The 25,618-nt window shown below is 45.7% G+C and carries 21 protein-coding genes; 1 reads left to right on the forward strand and 20 read right to left on the reverse strand.

Annotated elements, in window-relative coordinates; genetic code table 11:
• Nucleotides 1-5 precede the first annotated feature (5 nt).
• From ACWJJ5_RS05735 to ACWJJ5_RS05770, 8 genes are all read right to left on the reverse strand, one after another.
• Complete coding sequence (locus tag ACWJJ5_RS05735) at nt 6-755, reverse strand: polyketide synthase (RefSeq protein WP_003154094.1); 750 nt, start codon at nt 753-755, stop codon at nt 6-8.
• 9 nt (nt 756-764) lie between these two features.
• Nucleotides 765-1,538, reverse strand: a complete 774-nt coding sequence (locus ACWJJ5_RS05740) for an enoyl-CoA hydratase/isomerase (RefSeq protein ID WP_060674185.1) — start codon at nt 1,536-1,538, stop codon at nt 765-767.
• Nucleotides 1,535-2,797 (reverse strand): hydroxymethylglutaryl-CoA synthase family protein, encoded by a 1,263-nt coding sequence (locus tag ACWJJ5_RS05745; protein WP_071391810.1) that lies wholly within the window; start codon nt 2,795-2,797, stop codon nt 1,535-1,537. The genes ACWJJ5_RS05740 and ACWJJ5_RS05745 overlap by 4 nt, the downstream gene beginning before the upstream one ends.
• Before the next feature lie 51 nt (nt 2,798-2,848).
• A complete protein-coding gene (locus ACWJJ5_RS05750) occupies nt 2,849-3,097 on the reverse strand; it encodes an acyl carrier protein (protein ID WP_017417810.1) in 249 nt (82 codons plus the stop codon).
• Between the two features lie 65 nt (nt 3,098-3,162).
• The gene (fabD, locus tag ACWJJ5_RS05755; protein ID WP_454022285.1) at nt 3,163-5,403 is read right to left on the reverse strand and encodes an ACP S-malonyltransferase; all 2,241 of its coding nucleotides are present in this window, start codon (nt 5,401-5,403) and stop codon (nt 3,163-3,165) included.
• Between the two features lies 1 nt (nt 5,404).
• Nucleotides 5,405-6,379, reverse strand: a complete 975-nt coding sequence (locus tag ACWJJ5_RS05760) for an acyltransferase domain-containing protein (RefSeq protein WP_003154101.1) — start codon at nt 6,377-6,379, stop codon at nt 5,405-5,407.
• A 136-nt stretch (nt 6,380-6,515) separates the two neighbouring features.
• Entirely contained in the window at nt 6,516-7,385 is an 870-nt protein-coding gene (gene fabD / locus ACWJJ5_RS05765) for an ACP S-malonyltransferase (protein ID WP_102422491.1), read from the reverse strand.
• A 314-nt stretch (nt 7,386-7,699) separates the two neighbouring features.
• Nucleotides 7,700-8,377 (reverse strand): MBL fold metallo-hydrolase, encoded by a 678-nt coding sequence (locus ACWJJ5_RS05770; protein ID WP_003154103.1) that lies wholly within the window; start codon nt 8,375-8,377, stop codon nt 7,700-7,702.
• A gap of 1,068 nt (nt 8,378-9,445) precedes the next feature.
• Here ACWJJ5_RS05770 and ACWJJ5_RS05775 point away from each other — a divergent pair.
• A complete protein-coding gene (locus ACWJJ5_RS05775) occupies nt 9,446-9,655 on the forward strand; it encodes a hypothetical protein (RefSeq protein WP_070081847.1) in 210 nt (69 codons plus the stop codon).
• 399 nt (nt 9,656-10,054) lie between these two features.
• Here ACWJJ5_RS05775 and mutL read toward each other — a convergent pair whose 3' ends face one another.
• The 12 genes from mutL to recA all read right to left on the reverse strand — a co-directional run bounded on the left by mutL (nt 10,055) and on the right by recA (nt 25,609).
• Nucleotides 10,055-11,932: a DNA mismatch repair endonuclease MutL gene (gene mutL / locus ACWJJ5_RS05780; RefSeq protein WP_070081846.1), complete on the reverse strand. Its 1,878-nt coding sequence runs from the start codon at nt 11,930-11,932 to the stop codon at nt 10,055-10,057.
• A gap of 15 nt (nt 11,933-11,947) precedes the next feature.
• Nucleotides 11,948-14,533, reverse strand: coding sequence for a DNA mismatch repair protein MutS (gene mutS, locus ACWJJ5_RS05785; protein WP_101563151.1), 2,586 nt, complete (start codon nt 14,531-14,533; stop codon nt 11,948-11,950).
• Nucleotides 14,534-14,651: 118 nt separating this feature from the next.
• Entirely contained in the window at nt 14,652-15,197 is a 546-nt protein-coding gene (gene cotE / locus ACWJJ5_RS05790; RefSeq protein ID WP_003154111.1) for an outer spore coat protein CotE, read from the reverse strand.
• Nucleotides 15,198-15,450: 253 nt separating this feature from the next.
• Nucleotides 15,451-15,882, reverse strand: a complete 432-nt coding sequence (locus ACWJJ5_RS05795; RefSeq protein ID WP_003154113.1) for a RicAFT regulatory complex protein RicA family protein — start codon at nt 15,880-15,882, stop codon at nt 15,451-15,453.
• A 2-nt stretch (nt 15,883-15,884) separates the two neighbouring features.
• Nucleotides 15,885-17,414 carry a tRNA (N6-isopentenyl adenosine(37)-C2)-methylthiotransferase MiaB gene (gene miaB / locus ACWJJ5_RS05800; protein WP_003154116.1) on the reverse strand — a complete coding sequence of 510 codons (1,530 nt, stop codon included), beginning with the start codon at nt 17,412-17,414 and terminating at the stop codon, nt 15,885-15,887.
• A gap of 142 nt (nt 17,415-17,556) precedes the next feature.
• The gene (locus tag ACWJJ5_RS05805) at nt 17,557-18,735 is read right to left on the reverse strand and encodes a glycine C-acetyltransferase (RefSeq protein ID WP_454022386.1); all 1,179 of its coding nucleotides are present in this window, start codon (nt 18,733-18,735) and stop codon (nt 17,557-17,559) included.
• Nucleotides 18,736-18,747: 12 nt separating this feature from the next.
• The gene (tdh, locus tag ACWJJ5_RS05810) at nt 18,748-19,794 is read right to left on the reverse strand and encodes an L-threonine 3-dehydrogenase (protein WP_043867101.1); all 1,047 of its coding nucleotides are present in this window, start codon (nt 19,792-19,794) and stop codon (nt 18,748-18,750) included.
• Nucleotides 19,795-20,051: 257 nt separating this feature from the next.
• Nucleotides 20,052-20,312 carry a stage V sporulation protein SpoVS gene (gene spoVS, locus ACWJJ5_RS05815; RefSeq protein WP_003154135.1) on the reverse strand — a complete coding sequence of 87 codons (261 nt, stop codon included), beginning with the start codon at nt 20,310-20,312 and terminating at the stop codon, nt 20,052-20,054.
• Nucleotides 20,313-20,511: 199 nt separating this feature from the next.
• Nucleotides 20,512-21,306 (reverse strand): TIGR00282 family metallophosphoesterase, encoded by a 795-nt coding sequence (locus ACWJJ5_RS05820; RefSeq protein WP_003154137.1) that lies wholly within the window; start codon nt 21,304-21,306, stop codon nt 20,512-20,514.
• A gap of 60 nt (nt 21,307-21,366) precedes the next feature.
• Nucleotides 21,367-22,926, reverse strand: coding sequence for a ribonuclease Y (gene rny, locus ACWJJ5_RS05825; protein ID WP_003154140.1), 1,560 nt, complete (start codon nt 22,924-22,926; stop codon nt 21,367-21,369).
• 292 nt (nt 22,927-23,218) lie between these two features.
• Nucleotides 23,219-24,400 (reverse strand): serine hydrolase domain-containing protein, encoded by a 1,182-nt coding sequence (locus tag ACWJJ5_RS05830; protein WP_454022286.1) that lies wholly within the window; start codon nt 24,398-24,400, stop codon nt 23,219-23,221.
• Between the two features lie 165 nt (nt 24,401-24,565).
• Nucleotides 24,566-25,609: a recombinase RecA gene (recA, locus tag ACWJJ5_RS05835; protein ID WP_003154145.1), complete on the reverse strand. Its 1,044-nt coding sequence runs from the start codon at nt 25,607-25,609 to the stop codon at nt 24,566-24,568.
• Nucleotides 25,610-25,618 lie beyond the last annotated feature (9 nt).

Genomic DNA, 25,618 nt, shown 5'->3' on the forward strand with positions numbered 1-25,618 from the left:
ATGTCTTATACTCCGTACATCGTCGTGATTCGTTTTTTCACTTCATCATCATGAAACGTCTCATCGTGCATGATTAACTCCTTCTCAATGACAGCCGGAAGCTGCTCGCGAAACGGCGTCACCAAGTGCCTTTTCAATGTAATTAAAGAGTTTCTCGGTTTTTCCGCAAGCTCACGGGCCAATTCCTGCGCATAGTCTAATACTTCCTGCCGCGGAAGCACCGGAAATGGCACCCCTCTTTTCTCCAGATCACCGCCGCGGTAGTGGCCGCCGTTTAACAGCATTTCATGGCCGAGGCTTGCCCCAAGCTTCTCCGGAACGATAAAAGTAGCCCCCATTCCGGGGGTGAAACCGTATTTCATAAAGTTTGCGGTATACACGCTTTCTTTGCTTAAAATGACAAAATCACTGAAAAGCCCCATGACAAACCCGCCTCCGATTCCGTGGCCCTGCATGGCGGAAATGACGGGGATATCACATTCCAGCGCCAAAGAGTACATGCGGTCTTCCGTAAACTTCGTGATGCCCTGCTGAATCCTGAGCAGACCTTCCTGTGTGCCTCCGGAAGCAAAGTAATGGCCGTATCCTGTTAAAATCACAGCTTTATAGACTGACGATTTTTTTATACGGGTGAATGCTTCCATCAATCCATCCGTCAGTTCTTTGGAGAAGGCGTTTTTATGGGCTTTATCCTGCATTGTCACTTGGATAATATCCGGTTCAATTTCGAGCAGTTCAACTGCGGCGTTCGGCATGATATCCTCCTAACTGTTCTCCGTTTCCCAAGGAAGCCGCCCCGTTTCTGCATAACGGAAAATGGCTGATTGGTTATCCGGATCTGAAAACATCGCTTGATTTTCGGCTAGAGCAATGGATTTCGAACGATGAACAAGGTCGTTTAAGGAATCCATGTATTTTTTATAGCGGATGACTGCTTTTTTCGACAGCGGGCGAAGGCGCAGCAAATGCTTTCTCAGCTCTGTTGCTGAGTCCGGGACGCATACGTCACAAAGTCCCCATTCAAGCGCCTGGCGCGCCGGCACGGGCTTTGTCATAATCGTCATATAATGCGCCTTTTGAAATCCGATTCTTTGAATTAAAAACGGCAGAACGCAGGCTGGATAAAGTCCGAATAACAGTTCAGATAAACTGAACGAAGCACTCTCCTCTGCAATGACGATATCGCACGCGGCGGCAAAACCGACACCTCCCGCATTTACTTTTCCGCGGACGCGGGCGATTGTGATGTACGGCCCGGATTTTAATGCCAGCCACAAACGGTAAAGCGGCTCCTGCGATTCCGCATGCTGCATTCCCTGCCTCATTTTTCGGTACATCTCATCAAAATCCGCCCCGAAACAAAATACCTCCGGCTGCCCTTCAAGCACTACGGAGGTCACGGAGTCCTCACATTCAGAAAGAACGTGCAGGCATTCCTCCACTAAACGCTCATTAATCGTATTGTTGGCTTCAGGCCGATCAAAGGTGATGAAGCAGACATTTTGCTGAAAACGGACGTTGATCGTCTCATAGGTCACGGGATCCACCTGTATTTCCGATGAAATTCCGTGATTTCTTCCAAATATAAACGAGGGCTCCCGGCATGATGGTCTAAAATGTTCGGAATCATATTCATATCCAATTTGACATTCCGGGTTCCGAACTTCACCAAACCGCTGCCTTTAAACAGTTCTTCATACTCTTCCATGGACAGCCTGTATCTGTTGTTCAGATGCTCTTCTATTTTGAAAGAATGCTGCCGCGTTTGTCCTTCAGGCGTCACAACGCCGCTGTAAAATTCTGAACAGCATCCGGAGCCGTACGAGAAACAGCCGATCCGCTTAGAAGTGTCGAATGCCCCTTGGTCAATCGTGCTTGCAAGAGCCAGTAAAGAGGCTGCCCCCATAATGTTTCCGACTCTTTGGCAGTAGCGGAGCCCCGGCTCTACCCTGGTTTGAAAATCCTGTTCGATCTCAGCGTTTTTCGCTTTTGCAAGCTTGCGCATCATCGTCCGGTGAGCTCCTTTGACCATGCCGCCAAACGGTGTATGGAAGGCAAGATAGTGAAACGTCTCTTTATAGTCAGCGCCCGGCACACGTTTTTTGTACTCGCGAAATGTCTGTTCACAGCAATCGAGATAAGACATCAATGACAAGTCGGCGTCACCGGCTTCACTGTCCGGGATCGGACGGCATGTATCCATCACTTCATAGCCGTAATAGCCGTTAGCGCCCGCATCCGCCTGAAATACAATTGGATTTTCACCGATCAATAAGGCGACGGCACCCGCTCCGGCGCTCGGTTCGGCGTAAGACCAATCCTCGCTTAACGCATCGCCGCCTTCGGCAATTAAAAACCGGGAAATATCCGTCGCGACGACAAGCGCCTTCGCTCCGGGGGATGTCTGCGACAAAATAAAGTTAAGCGCCATCTGCAAACCCGCCGTTCCTGAATAACAGGCCTGCTTCAGTTCAAATAAACGGCAGTTCCGGTTGAGACCTAAGTAATCATGAATATATGTACTGAGTGATTTTCCGAAGTCAATGCCGGACTCCGAGCAGGTAATCAGCAGCTCGATTCTGTCTTTTTCAGCCTCTGTCAATCGGTCGATAATCGGCTTTGCCGCGTTAACGCCGAATGTGACGGGGTCTTCGTACGGAAGCGCCACCGCTTTTTCTTTCATCAGTAAATTCTCAAATCTGGCAGGGTCTAAGTTTCTGTACTCCGCCAGCTGCATGACATCAAGGTATGCCGTCCCGCCAAACACATTTATCGCTTCTATTCCGGCAGCCGCCATGAACTTCGCCTCCAATATGAATTTTGAGTTTCCGATTGTTTCACCGTTTTATCAGACAGCCTGTACCTTTTCATAAAGCTTTGCCGCCAATTCGCCGATGTTTGACACTCCCGTCAGCTCAACACGCGGGATCTGCAGTGATAATTCTTCAAGCATCATCGTGATAATTTCGGCGCGGTCCACTGAGTCCGCCCCCAGATCAACTAACCGGTCTTCCTGTGAAAGCTGTTCGCCTTCTAAATCAGGCAAAACCTCGTAGATTGTGTTCTGCAGCAATTCAAAGATTCTTTCTTCACTCATTGTCAGTTCCTCCCCGTTTCATCTTTTATGAATATTCCATGTTTTCAATCTATCATTTCGTCTTGTCAACACGTTTGCAGAAATGAGCCTAACTTCTGATTCAAAAGCGAGGCCGTCTCTTCCATAAGACGAAGGCCGATACCATCGGCATGGCGGTTTTTCCAGGACTCCAGCTCCGTACCTTTCACCCATTGATTAAAGGCGCCTAATGCCGGGCCGCAATGAATCTGGAAGTCTACCTTGGCATCCGGGTCTCCTTTAATCGCCGAAGCAGAGCTTTGCCTGAAATACCATTTGAATATGAGCGCCATTTTCTGTTTCGGATTCCGTTCGGCTTTTGAAATGTCTTCATTCGAATAATGAGCCTTCACTTTGTCATAAATACTGCTTACACTTGCCTTAAAATACTTCTCTTCTATTTGTCTGAGTGTCTTTTCATCAATTTCTTCAATTGAGCGGTGACGCTGATACAGTTCATGCAGCTTAGAGGCCCGGGTCGGAAAGAACAGCCCTTTCTTTAATACCTGCACCTTGCTGCCTGATTCAAACATATCGCCGGCCGGCGCGTAGGCCGTGTCCTGTACATTCATCTGCTGCAGGAGATCCTTTACGAGGCCGCTCGTCGCTGCTTCAACGGTGCATTGGTTAATGGATCCGGTCACAATAAAATCAGCGCCGAGCATAAATGCGGCCATAGCAGCCTCAGGCGTCCCGATTCCCCCTGCGGCTCCGATGCGGACGGTTTTGCCGTATCGGTATTTTTTCATCATCTCATCTCGTAAACGGATGATCGCCGGCATGAGACTGTAAGCAACTCCGCCGTCAGTGTGGCCGCCTGAATCAGCCTCTACGCAGATGTCATGCGCAACGGGTATTTCTCTCATCAGACTTGCTTCTTCAGCGGTAATTTTGTTTTCGGCTGCAAGTTTTTGCAGAATGTGATCAGGCGCCGGGCTGAGAAATGCTTCCGCTACTTCCGGACGGGACAGCTTGGCGATAATCCGCTGACGCGCTATTATTTGTCCGCCGGCACCGCGTTTTAACCCCTTAGCGCGAAACCTTACTAAAGCGGGAGTAACCGTTAAAAATGCTGATGCTTCCAAGTTCTGAACCCCATGCTTCAGTAAAAGATCAATCATTTTTTCTTCTGAATCTGTATGCTTCATGTTATGTACAACATTAATACCGAAGGAACCGCCGTCACGAAGCTCATGCTGAATTGACAAAATGGCGTCCTCAACGTGCGCGATGTTCAAACCGCCCGTTCCGAAAAAGCCCATCATTCCTTTTTCGGCCAGTTTGACGACCATTTCCTTCGAAGAAATTCCGCGGTACATGCCGCCGGCCAAGTAGGCGTATTTCAATTGATAATCGCGCTTAAACTCTTCATTTCCTAAAGACTCCGCCGTAATTGAGCTTTTTCCAGCCTCAGCCGGGACTTTGATTTCATCTGTTATCGGCTCCGCTTCAGCCGTAATTCTTTGAATCAGCCCTGTCAGCACTTTTCCGGGACCGATTTCCTCAAAGCTCATGTTCTTTCTTCCCATTAAGAAACGGATACTGTCTGTCCAGTTCACCGATCCCGTTATTTGTCCGGTGAGTGTCTCTTTCAGCTCGGTCTGCTCATATGGTCTTGCCGTCACATTTGAAATGACCGGGATGGACAGCGGTTTAAACTGGAAAGATTCAACAAACCGTGAAAACTCCTCCTTCGCTTCCATCATATATCTGGAATGAAAGGCGCCGCTGACATTTAAGCGGTGAACCATTTTTACGCCGTTTACGGCTTCAAAAACGGATGCGGCTTTTTCAATATCTTCTTTATATCCAGAAATGACAATTTGCTGCGGTGTGTTCATGTTGGCGATATCAATCATATGCAAGTGATACTCTTTTAAAACATCCGTCACCTGCTCATGAGTCAGACCGATCACCGCTGCCATGCCGCCTCCTTTTGCGCGGCTCATCAGTTCGCCCCTTTTTTTGACCAGCTGTAGGCCTTCTTCAAAATCAAAGGCGCCCGAGGCGTATAACGCGTTATATTCGCCTAAACTGTGTCCGGCGGTAAAATCCGGTTTCAAGCCGGTTTCTTCTGTTTTTTTCAAAAAACTGAGGGCATTGACGACATAGAGCGCCGGCTGAGTGAATTGAGTCTGATTGAGACGTTCTCCGTCCCGGCACAGCTCCTGAATGGAATATCCGAGAATGTGATCGGCCTTTGCGGTTAATTCAGGATAGCGGCCGAACAGGTCCTCTCCCATCCCTATTTTTTGCGAGCCTTGGCCTGGAAAAACAAAGCTGATCATCTTACAGTCTCCTTCCGGGCGGTGATAAAATACTGTCTTCTATTTGCTGCAAATGGGTTTGTTCTTTATGAAACGGCGTCATAATGGCACGGATGCGTTCAGCCGATCCTGCGGGAAGAATCTGTTTGGCAAATGCGGCCAACGTTCCGGAAGGCCCGGCATCGATATACAATCCTTTTTGGCGGCTGTCTGCGAATTGAAGCGCTTCGCGGAATCGAATCGGCTTTCTTACAATATCCCAGAAAAAGTCCGCTTGTATATCGGTCTCAGCCTCTCCGGTCGCACTGGAGATGTACGGTATAAACGGAGTCCGGATTGATTTCTGAGCTAAAAAACGCTTGTACGGCTGTTCCGCCTGATCAACCAGCGCTGAGTGAAACCCGTAAGATACCGGCAATAGCTGATGAGGAATCTGCTTCTCTCTCAGATCGTCCATGATCTTTTTGATATGTTCCCGCTCTCCCGAGATGACAAAGTGAGAATGATAGTTTACAGATGCCAATTCACTATGTTCGCCGAGCAGCGGATCATCTTGATATAAAGCCGGATCACCCAGTATCGCAAGCATGCTGCCGTTACGGCAAGTTTCCGTAATGATTCGGGCCTGTTCCAGCACGCAATCTAAAGCATCCTCGGCGCTCAGCACACCCGATACAGCGGCCGCTGCATACTCTCCGAGGCTTGCTCCGATCACATAATCGGGACGTATGCCTCTTTGCTCCAAAGCATATGCAAGTGCGTACTCAGCCATAAAAATGGCAGGATGGCTGAAAAGAAGGCGGTCAAATGGATCAGACAGACGATTGCCTGTATGATAAACCTCTTTCAGGACAGAGTAACCGAAACGGCTGACTGCAAAATCGTCCAAGTCAAGCATTTTCTGCCGAAAAGCGGCGTTATGTGCAAACAGCTCTTTCCCCATTTGATAGTATTGGGAACCCTGTCCAGAAAACATGAAAACAATTGGCTGGTTCATTTGTTCTCCTTTTTGCTCTTTATTTTTTTAAAATATTGATTTGTACGTTTTTCGTGATGTCGTGTGCAGGTGAAGTGGTCGTGATGTTGTATGGCTGGCACTATTGTGTGAGATAAGAATTTTGACTTACGTTCCGCTACATGGCGGGTGAAGCTTCAGTTTCTTTTTTGATGCGGTGAATAAGTCCTGTCAGCACATGGCCCGGGCCGACTTCTTCAAATTCCATCCGCCCTTTGTCCAGCAGATAGCGGATGCTGTCGTTCCATCGCACTGAATGGTCGATCTGATCGGCCAGAACGGAGTGGATTCCGTCTTGCTCATAAGGTCTGGCATGCACATTAGAAATGACAGGAATTGATATAGCAGAAAAATGAAATGACTGTAAAAATTTTTCGAACTCTTGTTTTGCTTCTCTCATATATCTCGAGTGAAAAGCGCCGCTGACGTTTAACGGATGAAACATCGTAACGTCTTTTAATCCTTCGAATACGCTTTTGGCTCTTTCAATGTCTTCTTTGCGTCCGGATATGACAACTTGGTGAGGAGAATTCATATTGGCAATATCAATCGTATGTAATCCGTTCGTTTGAAGGGCGTCTGACACTTGAGCTGCAGTTAACCCCATAATGGCGGCCATTTTTCCGTCAGTGGCCATACTCATTAATTCGCCTCTTTTACGGACAAGCTGAAGGCCGGTAATAAAATCAAAAGCACCTGCTGCAAACAGCGCATTATATTCTCCCAAACTGTGGCCGGCCACATAATCCGGCTTTATGCCATTGTCTTGGGTTTTTTTCAAATAGCTTAACGCGTTTACAACATATAAAGCAGGCTGGGTGAACTGCGTCTTGTGAAGGTTGGAATACGGATTCTCAAGACAAAGCCGTTTCATGGAATATCCGAGTGTTTCATCAGCCTGCTCCGTTAAGTCTTTAAATTCATCAAACAATGAGCTCCCCATTCCCTGCTTTTGAGAACCTTGTCCGGGGAATAAGTATGTGATCATTTTCTCAGCCATCCTTTCTCGGATTCAGTTAAGAAGCATGTTCAAGTTGATAGTAACTTCACAAAAATACCATGTCAAGTTAATTTATCCTATGCGAACTCCTGAATAATGCCTATTTTTCCCTGCCAGAAGGCGGACTCAGGGCTTTTGGAACAGACGTAAGCAGAATGTCCCATTCGGCCTGCCCGGCGCTTTTATCCGCAAACTACCGTTACTCAGCCATTCATCACCAAAAAGCGAGCAATAACTATCATTTCATTTCAGAAGTTCCGTACCCCAAAAGAAAAACTAGTTATATAGAACCAAATTATACGCTACTTAAAATGAAACAGCCCTTTTTGATTTTTTCTGTTGCGGAAATTCACAAAATGTTCTTTTTTTTCAATCTGAAAGTAAATATTGTTTTTCAAAAGACTCTCCATTTTTTGACCCGGCTTCTCCCCGAAGGAGTGCCCCGGATACACACGCACATGCGGCGGAATAGAGGCTTTGATCCTCTGTATACTGTGAAACATATCTTCAGCTGAGCTGCCCCTGTCCTCACATATACCGCACCCTTCTGTAAACACGGTGTCACCGGTAAAAAGGTGATCAGATAGTAAATAGCACATTCCTCCGGCCGTATGTCCCGGGGTCAGTATGCTTCTGATGATAAACCCTCCGGCCGCAAAGGTTTGGCCGTCTTCAAGCGCTATTAAGTTTCTGCACCGGAATTGATAGAAATCGATTTCCGCCGACGACATGTATATATCAGAATGATAGATTTGCTGAAGCGGCTCCGCCAAGTTTACATGGTCATAATGCGAATGTGTTAATAAAATAGCTGATAAATCAACATCCAATTCATGCAGTTTATCGGTTATTTTATCGATTTCCCAGGACGGGTCCACCGCTATCGCAGATTTTTTTGAGCGGTCTGCGATGATATAACAATAGTTGGACCACATCTGGTGATAAGTTTTGATTTGATGCACTTCATATGTATGATCCATTGTCACCATTCCCATTTAAAAGATCCGGGCAGACTGCTGCCGCCGCCCAGCCGACTGTAACCACTTTACCAGATGACACCACGTTTTTCCATGGATTTTCCGGTAAAGTTAAAAAAACTTTCTGCTCCCGCCAAAAGCACCAGTCTGGGCCATTTTTACAAATTGCTATGCTGATATATCAGGAAATCAGGATGTTCATTTAGATGAATTCTTTAGGTAATTTTATTCAGAAAATGAAGGATGGTATAATTTTCGGATAAAAATAAAACAAATTGAGCTTTTGTTTTGAAAAGCAATTGCGAAGCAGCCGGAGGAGATAATCAGTTTTTAGAAATGACCCGCAATTAAGATTATTATTTCAATCCTTTTCTTCAAGATAAACTAAACCACACGGGCTCTCGAAATATATCAGAATACCTTAGTTCTTACACCGAATTCAACGTTATGTTGACATTAACATAATTGAACTGAGAAAAGTACGGCGTAATTTACACTCTTTTCTTTTGCGAGAAAACCGTTCAAAAACCAGTCTAGCTGCAACAATTCACAAAAGCGTCGTGCATGAAAAAAGACGTCAGTTGAAGACGATTTATATGTGATTATTGACAAGGAGCTCAGATGTTTTTGTTAGGGCTAAATAAAGTTATCTTTTACTGTGCAAAAACAAAACTAACATAAAATCATTAAGTGTAAAAAGTAAATATTAAGATTTAGACAAATAGACTATGTGATATGGGTCGGAGTTTACTGTTCAAGGTGATTTGTCCTGAGCTATAAAAGCACTGAGAGCAGATTGGGACGCAATACCCACTAAAGTTAAAGCTGCTATGGGTGGAATCGGTAGTTTTGAAATAATTCTTAATATCATTGGCAATTTTACTGGTGCAGTTGAAGATGCGTGCTATGCGGATGCTCTAAAAGTAACTGGCAACCCGGCAGCAACTTTGTGGATTACTAAAACTCTTATGCTTTTCCTTTAAACGGGGCTATTGTTGGTGTTTAACAAATTTATCCTGTGTTAAGCTTTAAAGTGATTATTTTCTAAAGTGTTTAAGATCGGAGGTAACTATGGAAGATAAAAGTAATGCTGAACCGAGCCCAAAAGCTATAAGAATTCTAACTTATATCATTCCTATAATTTTAATAGGGCTTATCCTTGTCCTTAAGAATATTAACACCGCCGCAGCGGAAATTTCATTTTATATTGTTGCTGTCGGTGTAGTTCTCTTAGTGGTTTTCAGTTTAATCAAAAATAGAAAAAAATGCGGGAAGAACTAAATATAAGGGGGGCTAATTACTAGTCCCCCTTGACTAACTTGCGGATAGTATAACCCGCCAAATTCCAATTTTATTTAAATTCTTCACAAATAGCATGAGATTTTTCAGGAATCGTTTTCTCCATTATTTCACTATTAATGCAGTCAATTGACGATATAGACGGTTCCACCAAACACAGGATACTACATCGCCAACCCCAATTACTACCCATAAACAATTTTTATATGACAGAAAAACAGCTGGATGTTAAACAAATTATCTTCATGATTTACGGTATACCATGCAACAATTATGCCAGAAATTAAAAAACTCAAAAGTTATCTCTGAAAGGCTGGGTCATTCAAACTAGTAAGGCTGCTTGCGGGTAAATAACGGTTTAGTCTCACATAAACGTTGTTATTACATCACACGCTTAAACATCTTCTCCATCTCATACGTGCTGTGGTGGATAATGATCGGCCGGCCGTGCGGGCATGTGAACGGGTCTGTCGTTCGGCGCAGGTCGTCCAAGAGCGCTTTGATTTCGTCGTTGCGCAAATGGCGGTTCGCTTTGATTGAGCCTTTGCAGCTCATCATAATGGCCGCTTCCTCCCGCAGTTTCTTAATATCGATCTGTTTGGCGTCAAGCACCTGCTGAATGATTTCTTCAATCAGTTCAGCTTCTTCCCCTTTTGGAAACCAGGCCGGATGGCAGCGGACGATGTAGCTGTTCGTGCCGAATGCTTCTAAAAATACTCCGACGCTTTCAAGCTCATGCTGATGCTGGTCAATGATCAGCGCTTCATTTGCCGCATAATGAAAGGTGAGCGGCACGATCATATCCTGCACTTCAGGCTCAACCTGCCCGACTTTTTCCCGGAAATATTCGTATTTAATCCGTTCTTGCGCCGCATGCTGGTCAATGATATACAAGCCGTTTTCGTTTTGGGCTAAAATATATGTCCCGTGCATTTGGCCGATCGGATACATCACCGGAACTCTTTCTTCCCGTATTTCTTCAGAGTCAGCCTCCACTTCAGGCTCCGGAATATCGGAAACAGGCGCTTCCGTTACCGGCATGCCGATCTTCGGCGGCACTCCGTGACCTGCTTCATCCGGGAGGGACTCTTCTTCTATGACCGGCTCAGGCTCTTTTACGACCGAACTCAGCTTCATCGGTGAGTAAGACGGCTCAGGCGTTTTTTCAGGAAGTTTCCGCTCAGGCGCGCTTTCCTCGAATGTCATAAATTGCTGTTCGTTTTTGGCCGGTGCCGGCGCTGATTTTTTCGGTAGCTGGGCGCTCGGAATAAGCCGTTGCTTTTGAAACACTTCCTTTATCCCGTCACGGATCAGCTCATGCAGCTCCGTCTCTTTGCTGAGGCGGACTTCAAGCTTCGACGGATGGACATTGACATCGACCAAAATCGGGTCCATCGTAATTTCGATAAACGTAATCGGATGGCGGCCGATCGGGAGAAGTGTGTGATAGCCCTCATGCACCGCTTTTACAAGCGGGAAATTCTTAATGTATCTTCCGTTAATGACAGATGACATGTAGTTTCTGGATGCACGCGTGATTTCCGGAAGTGCAATGTAGCCCTTGACTTCAAAATCAAGCGAGCTGACATGGAGCGGTATCATTTTTTTCGCAACCGCCGTCCCGTAAATTGCGGCCAGCACATGGCGCACGTCCCCGTTACCGTTTGTCTGCAGCAGATTTTTCCCCTGATGGCGGAGACGGATGGATACTTCCGGATGCGCAAGAGCAATCCGGTTGACGACATCCGTAATATTGCCGAGCTCCGTATGCACGGTTTTCATATATTTCAATCTGGCGGGTGTATTGAAAAACAGGTTGGTAACGATAATCTCTGTTCCTTTTCTGCTGGAGGATTTCTGTTCAGAAATGATATTCCCGCCCTGAAGAATGAGATGGGTTCCCGCTCCCTCGCCGATGCTCGTTTTGATTTCCAGATGAGAAACAGACGCGATACTTGGCAAAGCTTCTCCGCGGAAACCGAGTGTTCTCACCCGGAACAGGTCGTTTTCATCTTTGATTTTGCTGGTCGCGTGGCGGCGGAAAGCCCGCTTGCAATCATCGGTTTCCATACCTTCGCCGTTATCGAGCACCCGAATCGACGAAAGCCCCGCTTCCTCTATGTCGATTTCAATGACTGTGCTGTTTGCGTCGATGGCGTTTTCCACCAATTCTTTAACGACTGAGGCAGGCCGTTCGACCACCTCACCGGCCGCTATTTTATTTGAGAGTTCATCTGACAGCTGGATGACTTTTGCCAAGTCCGTCACCTCTTTCTATTTTAATTTTTTTTGCAGCTTGTACATTTCATTCATCGCCTCAAGCGGCGTCATATCGAGAATATTGATTGACTTAAAAGCTTCAAGCACTTGTTTTTCTTTATTAGAAACAGCCGGTGCCTTCTGTTCTTTTTCACCGTCAGCAAAAAAGGACAGCTGTGCCGGTTCTTCTTTGACGGCGGGCTTTTTCTCAGGTGCCGCCGGAAGCTCCGGTTTATCTCCCATCTGCTCAAGCTGTTTTAAAATCTCCTGTGCCCGGCTGATCAGATCATCCGGGAGCTCGGCAAGCTGGGCGACATGAATGCCGTAACTTTTATCTGCGGCTCCTTCTTTGATTTGATGGAGAAACACGACCGTTCCGTTATATTCCTCTGCGCGCACATGAACGTTTTTCAGCTGAGGAAGCTTATCTTCAAGCACCGTCAGCTCATGATAATGCGTGCTGAACAGTGTTTTAGCGCCGATATGATCATGAACATATTCAATAATCGCCTGTGCCAGCGCCATTCCGTCGTACGTTGATGTCCCGCGGCCGATTTCATCAAACAGGATCAGGCTGTCTTTTGTGGCGTTCACAATCGCGTTTTTCGCTTCCAGCATTTCCACCATAAAGGTGCTTTGTCCTGAAATCAAATCATCCGCCGCCCCGATTCTCGTGAAGATTTGATCAAAAATCGGCAGAACCGCTTCTTTTGCGGGCACAAAACAGCCGATCTGAGCCATGATCGATAGAAGTGCGATCTGTCTCATGTACGTGCTTTTACCTGACATATTCGGACCCGTAATCAGGAGCATTTCCCGCGAATCGCCCATCAGGCAGTTGTTCGGCACGTATTCTTGACTGTCCATCACCTTTTCAACGACGGGGTGTCTCCCTTCAATGACTTTTACTTCATTATCAGAAAAGACGGGCTTTGTGTAATGCCTGTTTTCACTGATCGTAGCAAAGCATTGCAGCGCATCCAGCTCACTCATTTGTTTGGCAAGACGCTGCAGACGCGGAATAAATTGTTTCACCTTTTCACGCAGTCCGGCAAAAAGCTCATATTCCAGCTCGCAGATGTTGTTTTCCGCTTCTAAAATAAGCGCTTCTTTTTCCTTCAATTCCGGCGTAATGTACCGTTCGGCGTTTGTGAGGGTCTGCTTCCGCTCATACCGCCCGTCCTCAAGCAGATGAAGGTTTGCTTTTGTGACTTCAATATAATAGCCGAACACTTTATTGAAACCGACCTTTAATGAACGGATGCCCGTATAAGCGCGTTCCTGCTGCTCCAGTCTGGCAATCCAGTCTTTACCGTTTTTGCTGGCGTCACGGTACTCATCGAGCTTCTGATGATAGCCGTCTTTAATTAAGTTGCCTTCTTTTAACGATAACGGCGGATTTTCATGGAGAGCTTCTTCTAACAGGTCAAGCAAATCTCCGCACGGATCAATCAAGCCGGCGCGTTCTTTTGCTTTTTTATGGTTAAGAGACCCTACAAGCTCTTTAATGCTCGGCACTTGTTTTAAAGATTCTTTCAGCTGGATTAAATCCCTTGCGTTGACGTTTCCGAATGCGACCCGGCCCGCCAGACGTTCTAAATCGTATACTTCCTTCAGGCGCTCGCGCAGATCTTCACGCTCAAACAGATGATTGATCAGCGTCTCGACCATTTCCTGGCGTTCTTCGATTTGGGATGCCCTGATCAGCGGGCGGTCAATCCATTGTTTGAGAAGCCGGCCGCCCATTGCTGTTTTCGTCTCGTCTAAAAGCCAAAGCAATGACCCTTTTTTGCTTTTCGAACGGATCGTTTCCGTCAGCTCAAGATTCCGTTTTGAATACAGGTCAATTTTCATCGCTTCTTCCAATTCATATACTTGAACCGGCTGCAGATGATCCAGGCTCCGTTTTTGCGTTTTCTGCAAATACGTATATAAACGCATAAACGTCTCTGTCAGCTCTTCGCCCGGCAAGTGCTTTGCGATTTCAATGCGTTCTGTTATTTCCCCGTCTTCGATGGAAATCGTTGCGCTGCACCGTTCTTTCAGCTGAGCAGCTGTATGTTCGTTAAACTTGCTTGATACGACAATTTCCTTTGCGCCGACTGAGTAAATTTCTGACATGACATCTTCAATCCGCTCAATAAATACGGCCAGGTTTTCTCCGGTCGTTAAGTCCGATAAAGCGAGACCGTATCCGTTACGAAATTCGGAAACGGAAGCGATAAAGTTGTTTTCCGACTCATGGATTCCTTTTCCATCCATCACGGTTCCCGGGGTGATCAGCTGGACGACTTCTCTTTTTACAACGCCTTTAGCCGCCTTCGGATCTTCCGTCTGCTCACAGATCGCCACTTTATAGCCCTTTTTAATCAGCTGTTCAATATAAGCCGCCGCGGAATGATACGGCACGCCGCACATCGGAATTTTATCAGCCGAACCTCCGTCTCTGCTTGTCAGTGTAATTTCAAGCTCTTGCGACGCTTTTTTTGCATCTTCAAAAAACATTTCATAAAAGTCACCAAGCCGAAAAAATAAAAAGGCATCTTGGTGCTCTGCCTTTATCTTCAAGTATTGCTGTATCATAGGCGTGTAACTAGCCATCATTTAATCCCTCACTATGTATCTTCTCTTATCCGAATCCCATTATAACATAAACAAAAGAGTGATATCTTTATATATAAAAAAGAGACTTGGGGTGTTAAACTCCCCTAGCCTCAACTTATTCTTCAGGATCTCCGACTAAAAATTCAGGGTTAATGTCCTCTAATTCTTCATCAAGATCGTCTTCCCAATCATCATCATCGTCTTCTTCCCAGTCAGGATTGACTTCGACGACGACTTTCGTTTCACCGACCACTTCTGCTAAAAATTCTCTCTCTGCCTGAACCACGATTTTATTTCCGTTAGGAGAAATGGTGACTTCAAGACAATTCGGCTGCTGCAGCACTTTGGCAATGACTTCGTGTTCGTCATCTAAGTAATTTGTGTCTCTGTATCTGAGTTTAATCACATCGACATACTTTACTCTCTCGGTTACAACTTCCGTTTTTGTATTATCGGCGTAAGAGTACCAGACGTTTATATCATAATACCCTTCAATTTCTACAGTCTTCCCGATCTTTTCGGCATCGTACTTGTGGTTGATAATCCAGCCGCCCAATATACTTGACGGTTTTTCTCCAGGCGAGATCGTGTTGGTGCATTGGGTGAATTTTCTTCCTTTCGCAACTACCGCTTTCGTAATAATTTCCCTGTATTCAGACATTCCGGCAGGCCTCCTTGTTCTTCTTCGTGTTATCTTATGCTGGGCATTTGTCTCATGTGCATTTTTATAATAAAAATATAAAAATACAAAGTTTCTGTTTCATTGTATGCAGCCCTGCCCAGAAACTTTACTTTTAAGTATGATAAAACTTTCCAGTAAAAATAGGACAAAACGTTGAGACAATGAAAATTTAGTACATATTACAATTAGTTCTAAAACAGCAAAAAAACACGGGCCGATGAAGGCCCCGTGTTTAAATAGAACAGCTGTTATTCGAATGTTTTACTTTTGAACCGGTTTCTCCCGTCAGCAGGTTGCCTCCGGTAGATGTAATGATTTCGTTTGTCACCTGATTTGAGATCGTATGTGCGACAAGCTGAAGAAGGTCATTGACCTCAATCTGGGAATCTCTGAATTCCTGAATGATCGGAATCCCTTCAAGCTCTTCCTGCAGGGCGTCAATTTTACTTTCCACTTGTTTCAGCGCTTCAAGCTTTTCGTAGTGCTTCAGGTTAACGGCTTGCTTTTGCAGGGTTTTAATCTGATTAATAATCGCAGAGACTTTTTCATTTTCGTTAATCTGCGCCTCAGCGCGTTTGAAAAAATCAACTTCTTCTGTTTCAGAAATCATTTTCGCAAGGTTCCTAGCCTGCTGTACAATGTCTTTCTTTGAGTAAAGCGTCATTATTATTTCACCTCGATTGCTTCTCCTGCCATCACACCGTCAAGCGACCATGTTTTCGCCTGTTCGATTTTGACGCGTACAATCTTGCCGATGGCGTCTTTCGGCCCTTTGAAGTTGACGAGCTTGCTTTTTTCCGTATAGCCGGCAAGAATGTCAGGGTTATTTTTGCTTTCTCCCTCAACTAATACTTCGACAGTCCTGCCTTCATATTCCTTCATTTTTTTGGCTGAAATTTCTTTCACCAAATCATTGAGGCGCTGAAGACGTTCTTTCTTGACCCTCATCGGAACATTGTCTTTCATCTTCGCCGCTGGTGTGCCTTCACGAGGAGAGTAAATAAACGTATATGCGCTGTCAAATTCCACTTCGCGATATAACGAAAGGGTTTCTTCAAATTGTTCATCCGTTTCATTCGGAAAACCGACAATAATATCGGTCGTCAGTGAAGCGTTCGGCATCGCCGCTTTAATTTTTCCGACAAGCTCCAGATAGCGTTCTCGGTCATATTTACGGGCCATCATTTTTAACATCGCTGAGCTTCCTGATTGAACCGGAAGATGGATATGGTCTAAAAGGTTGCCGCCTTTGGCTAGCACTTCGATCAGATGATCATCAAAGTCACGCGGATGACTCGTCGTGAACCGGATTCTCGGAATATCAATTTTACGCAGTTCGTCCATTAAATCACCGAGACCGTACGTCATATCCTCAAAATCTTTTCCGTACGCATTCACGTTTTGACCGAGCAGCGTGATTTCTTTATAGCCTTCGCTTGCAAGTCTTCTGACTTCCTGGATAATTTCCTCAGGACGGCGGCTTCGTTCTTTTCCGCGGGTATACGGTACGATGCAGTATGTGCAGAACTTGTCGCAGCCGTACATAATGTTGACCCAGCCTTTAATTTTTCCGTTGCGGACTTTCGGAAGGTTCTCAATGACATCCCCTTCCTTCGACCACACTTCAATGACCATCTCTTTTGATAAATATGCCTCTGATAACAGTTCCGGCAGACGGTGAATGTTGTGTGTGCCGAAAATCATATCGACAAACGGGTGCTTCTTAAGGATGCGGTTTACGACTGATTCTTCCTGTGACATGCAGCCGCAGACGCCGAGAATCAAGTCCGGGTTGTTTTTTTTAAGCGCCTTTAAATGGCCGAGCTCTCCGAACACTTTGTTTTCAGCGTTTTCCCGGATGGCGCAAGTGTTTAATAAAATAACGTTCGCGTCATCAACCGAATTTGTCGCTTCATAACCGAGCGCCATAAAAATACCCGCCATGACTTCCGTATCATGCTCGTTCATTTGGCATCCGTACGTGCGGATATAAAATTTCCTGCCTTCACCGAGGCCTTTAAATTCTTCTGAGATTTTAAAATCGTTATGATATTGAACGGATTCTTTGCCCCGTTTTTTCGCATCTTTTAAAGAAGGCGGAATATATACGGCTTCAAAATACTTGCTGTAATCCTTTTCGGATTTTTTGTCCGCCGGATTCACTTGTCCGCTTTCCTGCTTTTGCTTTTCATTCATGTTCGAATGTCTCCTTTCAACCGAAACTTCCACCCTCAAGTATACTGGTTAAAAGCGTTTGGCACAACCGCCAGCCTATTATTGTACACCTTATTGAGAATAAGAATCAATAAGAAATAAAAAAGAGGGAATCATTTCCCCCTTACACAAGCTGAAGCTCTTTTGCGGCTGAACGGATTACTTCCAGGGCCCGGTCAAGCTCCTCTTTTGTATGCTCCGCCGTAATAATGGTGCGGATTCTCGCTTTTCCTTTGGCGACCGTCGGGTACACGATGCTTTGCGCAAACACGCCGCGGGTCAATAAAAGGTCTGATAATGCCTGGGCTTTTTCTTCCTCCCCTATTAATATCGGCACGATCGGTGTTTCGCTTTTTGTGAGGGTCAGCCCCATTTGAACCAGTTTGTCTTTGAAATACGCCGTGTTCTCCCATAGCTTTTCCATATGCTCCGGCTCTTCCAGCAGGACGTCAATGGCTTCTATGCATGCGGCCGTTACCGCAGGCGGATGAGAAGTGCTGAATAAGAAAGGGCGCCCTTTATGGCGCAGGTAATCGATCAGAACCTGCGACCCTGCGGCGTAACCGCCAAGCACTCCGATGGCTTTGCTTAATGTGCCCACTTGTATGTGGACTCTTCCGTCAAGCCCGAAGTGATTAACCGTTCCCCTTCCGTTTTTTCCGAGTACGCCGGAAGCATGCGCGTCGTCGACCATCACAAAGGCATCGTACGCCTCTGCAAGTTTGACGATGTCAGGCAAAGGAGCGATGTTGCCGTCCATTGAGAATACGCCGTCGGTGACGATCAGGCGCATGCGGTAATTCATTGATTTTTTCAGCACCCTTTCCAAATCGTCCATATCAACATGGCGGTACACCTTTTTATCTGCTTTTGTCAGCCTGATTCCGTCAATAATGGAAGCATGGTTCAGTTCGTCAGAGATCACGATATCTTCTTTTGTAAGAATGCTTGATAAGACGCCCTGATTCGTTGTGAACCCCGATTGAAAAACAAGTGCCGCTTCTGTTTTTTTAAAGTTTGCCAATTTTTTCTCCAGCTCATTGTGCATTGTGAATGTTCCGGCGATTGTACGGACGGACCCCGTACCCGCTCCGAATTCTTCCGCGGCGCGTTTGGCCGCTTCGACAAGTCTCGGATGCGACGTCAAACCGAGATAATTGTTCGATGAAAGCTGTATCACGTTTTCCCCTTTGACTTCCACCGACGGACCCTGCTTCGTTTCAATTTGTTTCATTTGCTGCCACGTTTTATTTTCTTTCATTTTATCAAGCTCTGCTTTTAGAAATTCAAATTCTTTCATTATAGAACCCTCCCCTTATGGAATCAAAATGACTTTGCCGCACTGTCCCTTTCTCATCAGGTCAAACCCTTTTTCAAAGTCTTCAAGCGGAAACTGATGCGTGATCACCGGCGTCAGATCAACAAGGCCGGATTCAAGCAGGTGCGATACCTGCCGCCATGTTTCAAACATTTTTCTGCCTGTGATGCCTTGGACGGTAAGTCCTTTAAACACCACGTCATTTGTCAGGTCAACCGTCACCGGACGTTCCGGCAGACTCAGCATGTGGAACCTTCCCCCGTTGGCCGCCATCTTTAATCCTTGTGTTATGGCTGCCGGGTGGCCTGACATTTCGCAGACAAGGTCGATCCCTTCTCCGCCTGTTAAGGTGTCGATCACCTCAAGCGGATCTTCCTCGTCAGCTGAAATGGTGATCGCAGCTCCCAATTTCTTCGCAAGAGCCAGCCTGTAATCATTTTTATCAATGGCCGCAATACGGGATGCACCGGCCGCTTTAGCCACCGCCACCGCCATCAGCCCGATCGGTCCGCAGCCGATAATTGCAGCGGAACCGCCCGCAAGCCGGCTGCTTTCCAGCACCGTATGCACCGCGTTGCCAAGCGGCTCTTGAACAGAGGCAACGGCGGGGTCCATATCAGCGGGGTTTTTCCAAACATTTCGGGCCGGCACTTTGACATATTCAGCGAAGGAGCCGGCTGTATCTACGCCGAGGATCTTTGTATGGGTGCACACATGATGTTTTCCTGTTAAACACGGGACACAAGTACCGCAGACGAAGTGGGTTTCAGCCGAAACGTAGTCACCTATTTTGACATTTGTGACGTGCTTGCCTGTTTCCGCTACGATACCGCTGAATTCATGTCCGAATACTTGAGGTGTTTTGATTCGTTTCTGCGCCCATTGATCCCAATTATAAATATGCACATCTGTACCGCATATAGATGCGGCCTGTACTTTAATGAGAACTTCATTCTCATTAATGGAAGGTATGGGAATTTCTTTCAGAGTTGCTCCGAAAGCGTTTTCATTTTTGACGATAGCTTTCATCTTTCCTCCCAACATGTACACTCCTCCTCGAAAAAACACTGTAATAACTGGATTGTAACATGAGTTAAAAAGGAGGTAAATACCAGTGTCCACTCCAAGAAAACAACTGCTTCCGTCCGGAAAAATGGGCGGGATTTTTTTTGAATATTATATGAATAAAGCCATTTATCATCTCTTCGTACTATTAATATAATATTGTGAGAAAATATGACAGCAATAAAAACAACCTGCTCGCCTTACGCAAGCAGGTTGAGAATGTCATGTTTTTGTTTTTAACGGGGTTCGACGATTAACTTAATCGCCGTTCTTTCTTCTCCGTCAATCTGTATATCTGTAAAAGCCGGAATACAAATCAAATCTACGCCGCTTGGCGCGACAAAGCCTCTGGCAATCGCAACCGCTTTAACAGCCTGGTTTAAGGCACCCGCCCCAATTGCTTGAATTTCGGCGGCTCCGCGTTCCCTCAATACGCCGGCAAGCGCGCCTGCTACTGAATTTGGACTTGATTTTGCTGAAACTTTTAAGATTTCCATTTCTGCTCCCCCTTAGTTTTACAATGGATAAGTGAGTGTTCATTAGAACAATCATTATTAGATGTTGCTATCCAAAAAGCCATCCCCACAATGCTTTTCAAAAATAGCGGGCTACCTTCCATTTCTACTATATTCACTAAGAAGTTGCTATATTCCTGCTTTTCCTTTTAATATTTTTATAAAATAAACACATGATCACCTATTCAAAGAACATATGGTCATCATTGATTAATATCCGTTCGATATTTACGGCCTTTTTCGTTTGATCGTCGATGTCAATGAGCACTCCGCTCAGCGTAGTTTTACCTTCCGCCACCGTAAACCGGACGGGAAGATTGGTTTTAAACCGCTTGATGACCGTTTCTCTGTCCATACCGAGAATTCCGTCGTACGGACCCGTCATGCCTACATCAGTAATATATGCCGTTCCTTTCGGCAAAATGCGGTTATCTGCCGTTTGCACGTGTGTATGGGTGCCTACCACGGCAGAGGCTCTTCCGTCTGTGTACCAGCCGATCGCAATTTTTTCGCTTGTCGCTTCGGCGTGAAAATCAATAAAAATGTACGGCGTGCGCTTTTTCGCTTCTTCTATTAATTCATCCGCTTTAGCAAACGGATCATCAAGCGGCGGAAGAAACGTCCGTCCCTGTAAATTAATGACGGCAAGCTCTTTTCCGTTCGATTTAATATAAGTAATGCCTTTGCCCGGCGTACCTTCCGGGAAATTCGCCGGCCGGACAAGATGCGGCACATCATCAATAAAGTCGAAGATCTCTCTTTTATCCCACGTATGGTTTCCCATTGTAATGGCATCTGCTCCCGCTTCCATCAGGCTGTGGTAGATCTTTTCCGTCAGTCCTTTTCCGTGTGCTGCATTTTCTCCGTTAATAATTGTAAAATGCGGTTTATGTTTCGCTTTCAGTTTCGGGACATATTCTTTTACCATGTCGCGGCCCGGGGAACCGACAACATCTCCGATAAATAAAATTCTCATACATTCCATTCCTTCCTTTTCAGGGACTCAAAAAAATAAAGTGATGCGCTAAGCATCACTTTATTTTGCATACTCTACGGCTCGAGTTTCTCTGATTACGGTCACTTTAATGTGGCCCGGATAATCAAGCTCGTCCTCAATTCGTTTACGGATATCACGCGCCAAACGATGGGCTTCTAAATCATTAATGGAGTCCGGCTTCACCATGATGCGAACTTCACGGCCGGCCTGAATCGCAAATGATTTTTCAACACCTTCGTAAGACTCGGAGATTTCTTCAAGCTTTTCAAGTCTGCGGATATAGTTTTCGAGCGTTTCACTTCTCGCGCCCGGTCTTGCGGCTGACAGTGCATCAGCGGCAGCGACCAGAACGGCGATAATGGAAGTCGGCTCTTCGTCTCCGTGGTGTGACGCAATACTGTTAATGACGACTGGATGCTCTTTATATTTGGTCGCAAGCTCCACTCCGATTTCCACGTGGCTTCCTTCCACTTCATGGTCAATTGCTTTTCCGATGTCATGCAGAAGACCGGCCCGCTTGGCAAGCTTTGCATCTTCTCCAAGCTCGGAAGCCATTAAACCGGCTAAAAACGCAACTTCCATAGAATGTTTCAGTACGTTCTGCCCGTAGCTTGTACGGAATTTCAACCGGCCGAGGATCTTGATCAGATCCGGGTGGAGTCCGTGAACGCCGACTTCAAACGTCGTCTGCTCACCCATTTCCCGGATATAGTCATCAACCTCACGGCGGGATTTTTCAACCATTTCTTCAATGCGCGCCGGATGAATACGGCCATCCTGAACGAGTTTATCAAGAGCAATTCTTGCCGTCTCCCGTCTGATCGGATCAAATCCGGAAAGAATGACTGCTTCAGGTGTGTCATCAATAATCAGGTCGATACCTGTAAGCGTTTCAAGCGTACGAATGTTACGCCCTTCACGGCCGATGATACGTCCTTTCATCTCATCATTCGGAAGATTGACGACCGATACCGTCGTTTCGGCAACATGATCTGCTGCACAGCGCTGCAAAGCAAGCGACAGAATGTTTTTCGCCTTTTTATCTGCCTCTTCTTTCGCACGGTTTTCGGTTTCTTTTGTCATGATGGCGATGTCATGTGAAAGCTCATTTTCAACCCGGTCAAGAATGATTTGTTTCGCTTCATCCCGTGTCAGGCTTGAAATGCGTTCGAGTTCTGACTGCTGCATACGAATCATCTCATCCACTTTGCTTTCCATCTCTTCAATATGTTGTTGTCGTTCATTCAGAGAATGATCTTTCTTCTCCAACATCGCTTCCCGTTTATCAATTCCTTCGTGTTTACGGTCAAGATTTTCTTCTTTTTGAAGTAAACGGTTTTCTTGTTTTTGAAGCTCATTTCGTCTTTCACGAACTTCCTGTTCAGCATCTATTCGAAGTGTATGGATTTCGTCCTTTGCTTCAAGCAGAGCTTCTTTTTTCAGTGCTTCAGCATCACGCTTTGCATCTTCAAGGATTTGCTCGGCAGCACCGCGTGCGCCCGCAATCTTTGCTTCGGCAATGGTTTTACGAACATAGTAGCCAACAACTAAACCGAGCAGAGTCAGCAAAATGGAGATGAGAACCGTCATTGGGGTCATACTTTCACCTCCTCTTGCTATGAACTTGGTTTTTGCTTAAATAAGTGCCGGCATGTACATTGTCTGATTTTCTCAACATACAGAACCTTCACAGGGAATGAGTCTCTCATGCCCTTGTCAAGTTTAAATGGTTTAACAATCATGTTAAAAAAACAAATGTTACAACTTCATTGTAATTGTGTCGGAAATACTTGTCAAGCTTGCCAGCTTAACGATTCGCCTTCAGCTCGGATCGTCGCCCATGTATATATCATACCATACCTTCCTCCGCTTTTCGTGAATGACGGCTCTGTCAGTCCGCCTGGTTAAGCAATTGGTAAATTCTATTGTTTACCTGTCCTAATTTGGCGTTATTCTGAATGTTTGACAGTAATATGACATATTTGCTTGCCGAATGGCTGAAGCTGTTCAAAATGTTGTAACCGGGCATAACACCGTGATTGGAATAGCTTCCCGGATCAATGTAAAACCCCATCCCGTAAGCGGCACTGCTTCCTGCTGTAAACATTTTTGTGAAGCTTTCTTTTGAAAGGAGCGTGCCGTTTACGATCGCTTTATCAAATTTATAGAGATCTTCAGCGCTCATATACATATCGCCCGCCCCGTACAGCTGCGATAAATCCAAAAGGCGCGGCGTTACAAGACTGCCGCTCTCATCGACTTTGTAGCCGACGGCAGGATATTTAGCTTCAGCAAATGTTTTGTAAAATCCGGCATGCTTCATTCCGGCCGGTTTGAACACGTGTTCTTTTATATATTGTTCATAAGACTCCCCGCTGACCTGAGATACGATATAAGCAAGCACTGAATAGTTGGAATCCCTGTAATCCCAAACCCCGGGCTGCCGTTTAATTCCGCGGTATTCTATATCCTTGATTAAATCAATTGGAGAAATCGGTCCCCGACCCTCAATATGCCCGTTTATGCCGGACGTATGATTGAGCAGGTTTTTCAATGTAATGCGCGTGCCGTTAGGAAAATTCGGCAAGTATGTACTGACGGGGTCACTCGTCTGCAGCAGCCCTTTTTCTTCAAGCTGCAGGACAGCCGTCGCGATTAACGCTTTTTGTGAAGAACCGATATAATATGATGTCTCCGGATTGTTTTTAATTTTTTGTTTTCGGTCCGCATAGCCAAAGCCTTTTTTCAGCACAACTTTTCCATCTTTTACGATCATTGCTGTGCCGCTGAACCCGATCTGTTGCAAGTAATTGCTGATCTGTTTATTGTGATCGATTGATTTAGGTGTTTTCTCTTTTTGCGTCTTTTCTTTTTTCTGTTGAGTCTGGTCTTTTGAAGTATCAGATTGAGCGGCGGGAGCGTTTTTAACGGATTCTTTCTCCCGATGATGCGCTGTGACGGTCCAGATCATAATAAAAACAGTGACAAGCAGCAGAAAAAGAAACAGCCCTCCCGTTTTCATCAGCTTCTTCTTTCTTTTTTTATTTATTCTTATGCGGCGGGGGCTCGTCATCTTTTTTCCTCCTCAGATATAATTTCAACTTTCGCCATGATGTTAGACGAGTGAAGGGTGAAAAAAGTTGTAACATTCCAGATAAAATTTTCCGAAACAGCAGTGTTTTTTGAAACACACAAAAAAAGAGCGGAAATTGCTTACTCCGCTCTTTTGATCGTGTTTTTATTCTTCTAATTCCATCTCTTCCTGAACTTCTTCCGCTTTGTCCGTTACACCGTTATTGTCTAAACCGTAATATTCACGGATTTGTTCCTGAATCATCAGCATGATGTCTTTATTTTCTTTTAAGAACTGCTTGGCGTTTTCACGGCCCTGACCGAGGCGTTCTTCTTCATAAGAATACCACGAACCGCTTTTTTGCACGATATCCAGTTCAGTTCCAAGGTCGATGATTTCCCCTTCTTTGGAGATTCCTTCACCGTACATAATGTCCACTTCAGCCGTACGGAACGGAGGAGCGACTTTGTTTTTTACGACTTTAATTCTCGTTTTATTCCCCATCACGTCGTTGCCCTGCTTTAATTGCTCGGCACGGCGCACTTCAAGACGCACGGAAGAATAGAATTTCAGCGCGCGGCCGCCCGGTGTCGTCTCCGGATTTCCGAACATAACGCCGACTTTTTCACGAATCTGGTTAATAAAGATTGCGATTGTTTTAGATTTATTGATAGCGCCGGAAAGCTTACGGAGCGCCTGAGACATAAGACGCGCCTGTAAACCGACGTGTGAATCACCCATGTCACCTTCAATTTCAGCTTTTGGAACAAGCGCCGCAACAGAGTCAACGACTACGATATCAACAGCTCCGCTTCGCACCAGCGCTTCAGCAATCTCAAGCGCCTGCTCTCCCGTATCCGGCTGAGAAAGCAGAAGCTCTTCGATATTGACACCGAGCTTTTGCGCGTAAACAGGATCAAGAGCATGCTCAGCATCAATAAATGCGGCCTGTCCGCCTTTTTCCTGAACCTCAGCGATTGCGTGAAGCGCTACAGTCGTTTTACCTGAACTTTCAGGTCCGTATACTTCAATAATCCGTCCGCGCGGGTATCCGCCTATTCCGAGAGCGGTATCAAGTGCAAGGGAGCCGCTTGGCACCGTTGAAATTCTTGTATCCGTTTTTTCTCCGAGCTTCATGATGGAACCTTTGCCGAATTGTTTTTCTATTTGCTTAAGAGCCATATCTAAGGCTGCCTGACGATCACTCATTTATTTTTT

Source organism: Bacillus sp. JK74 (genome assembly GCF_053663395.1).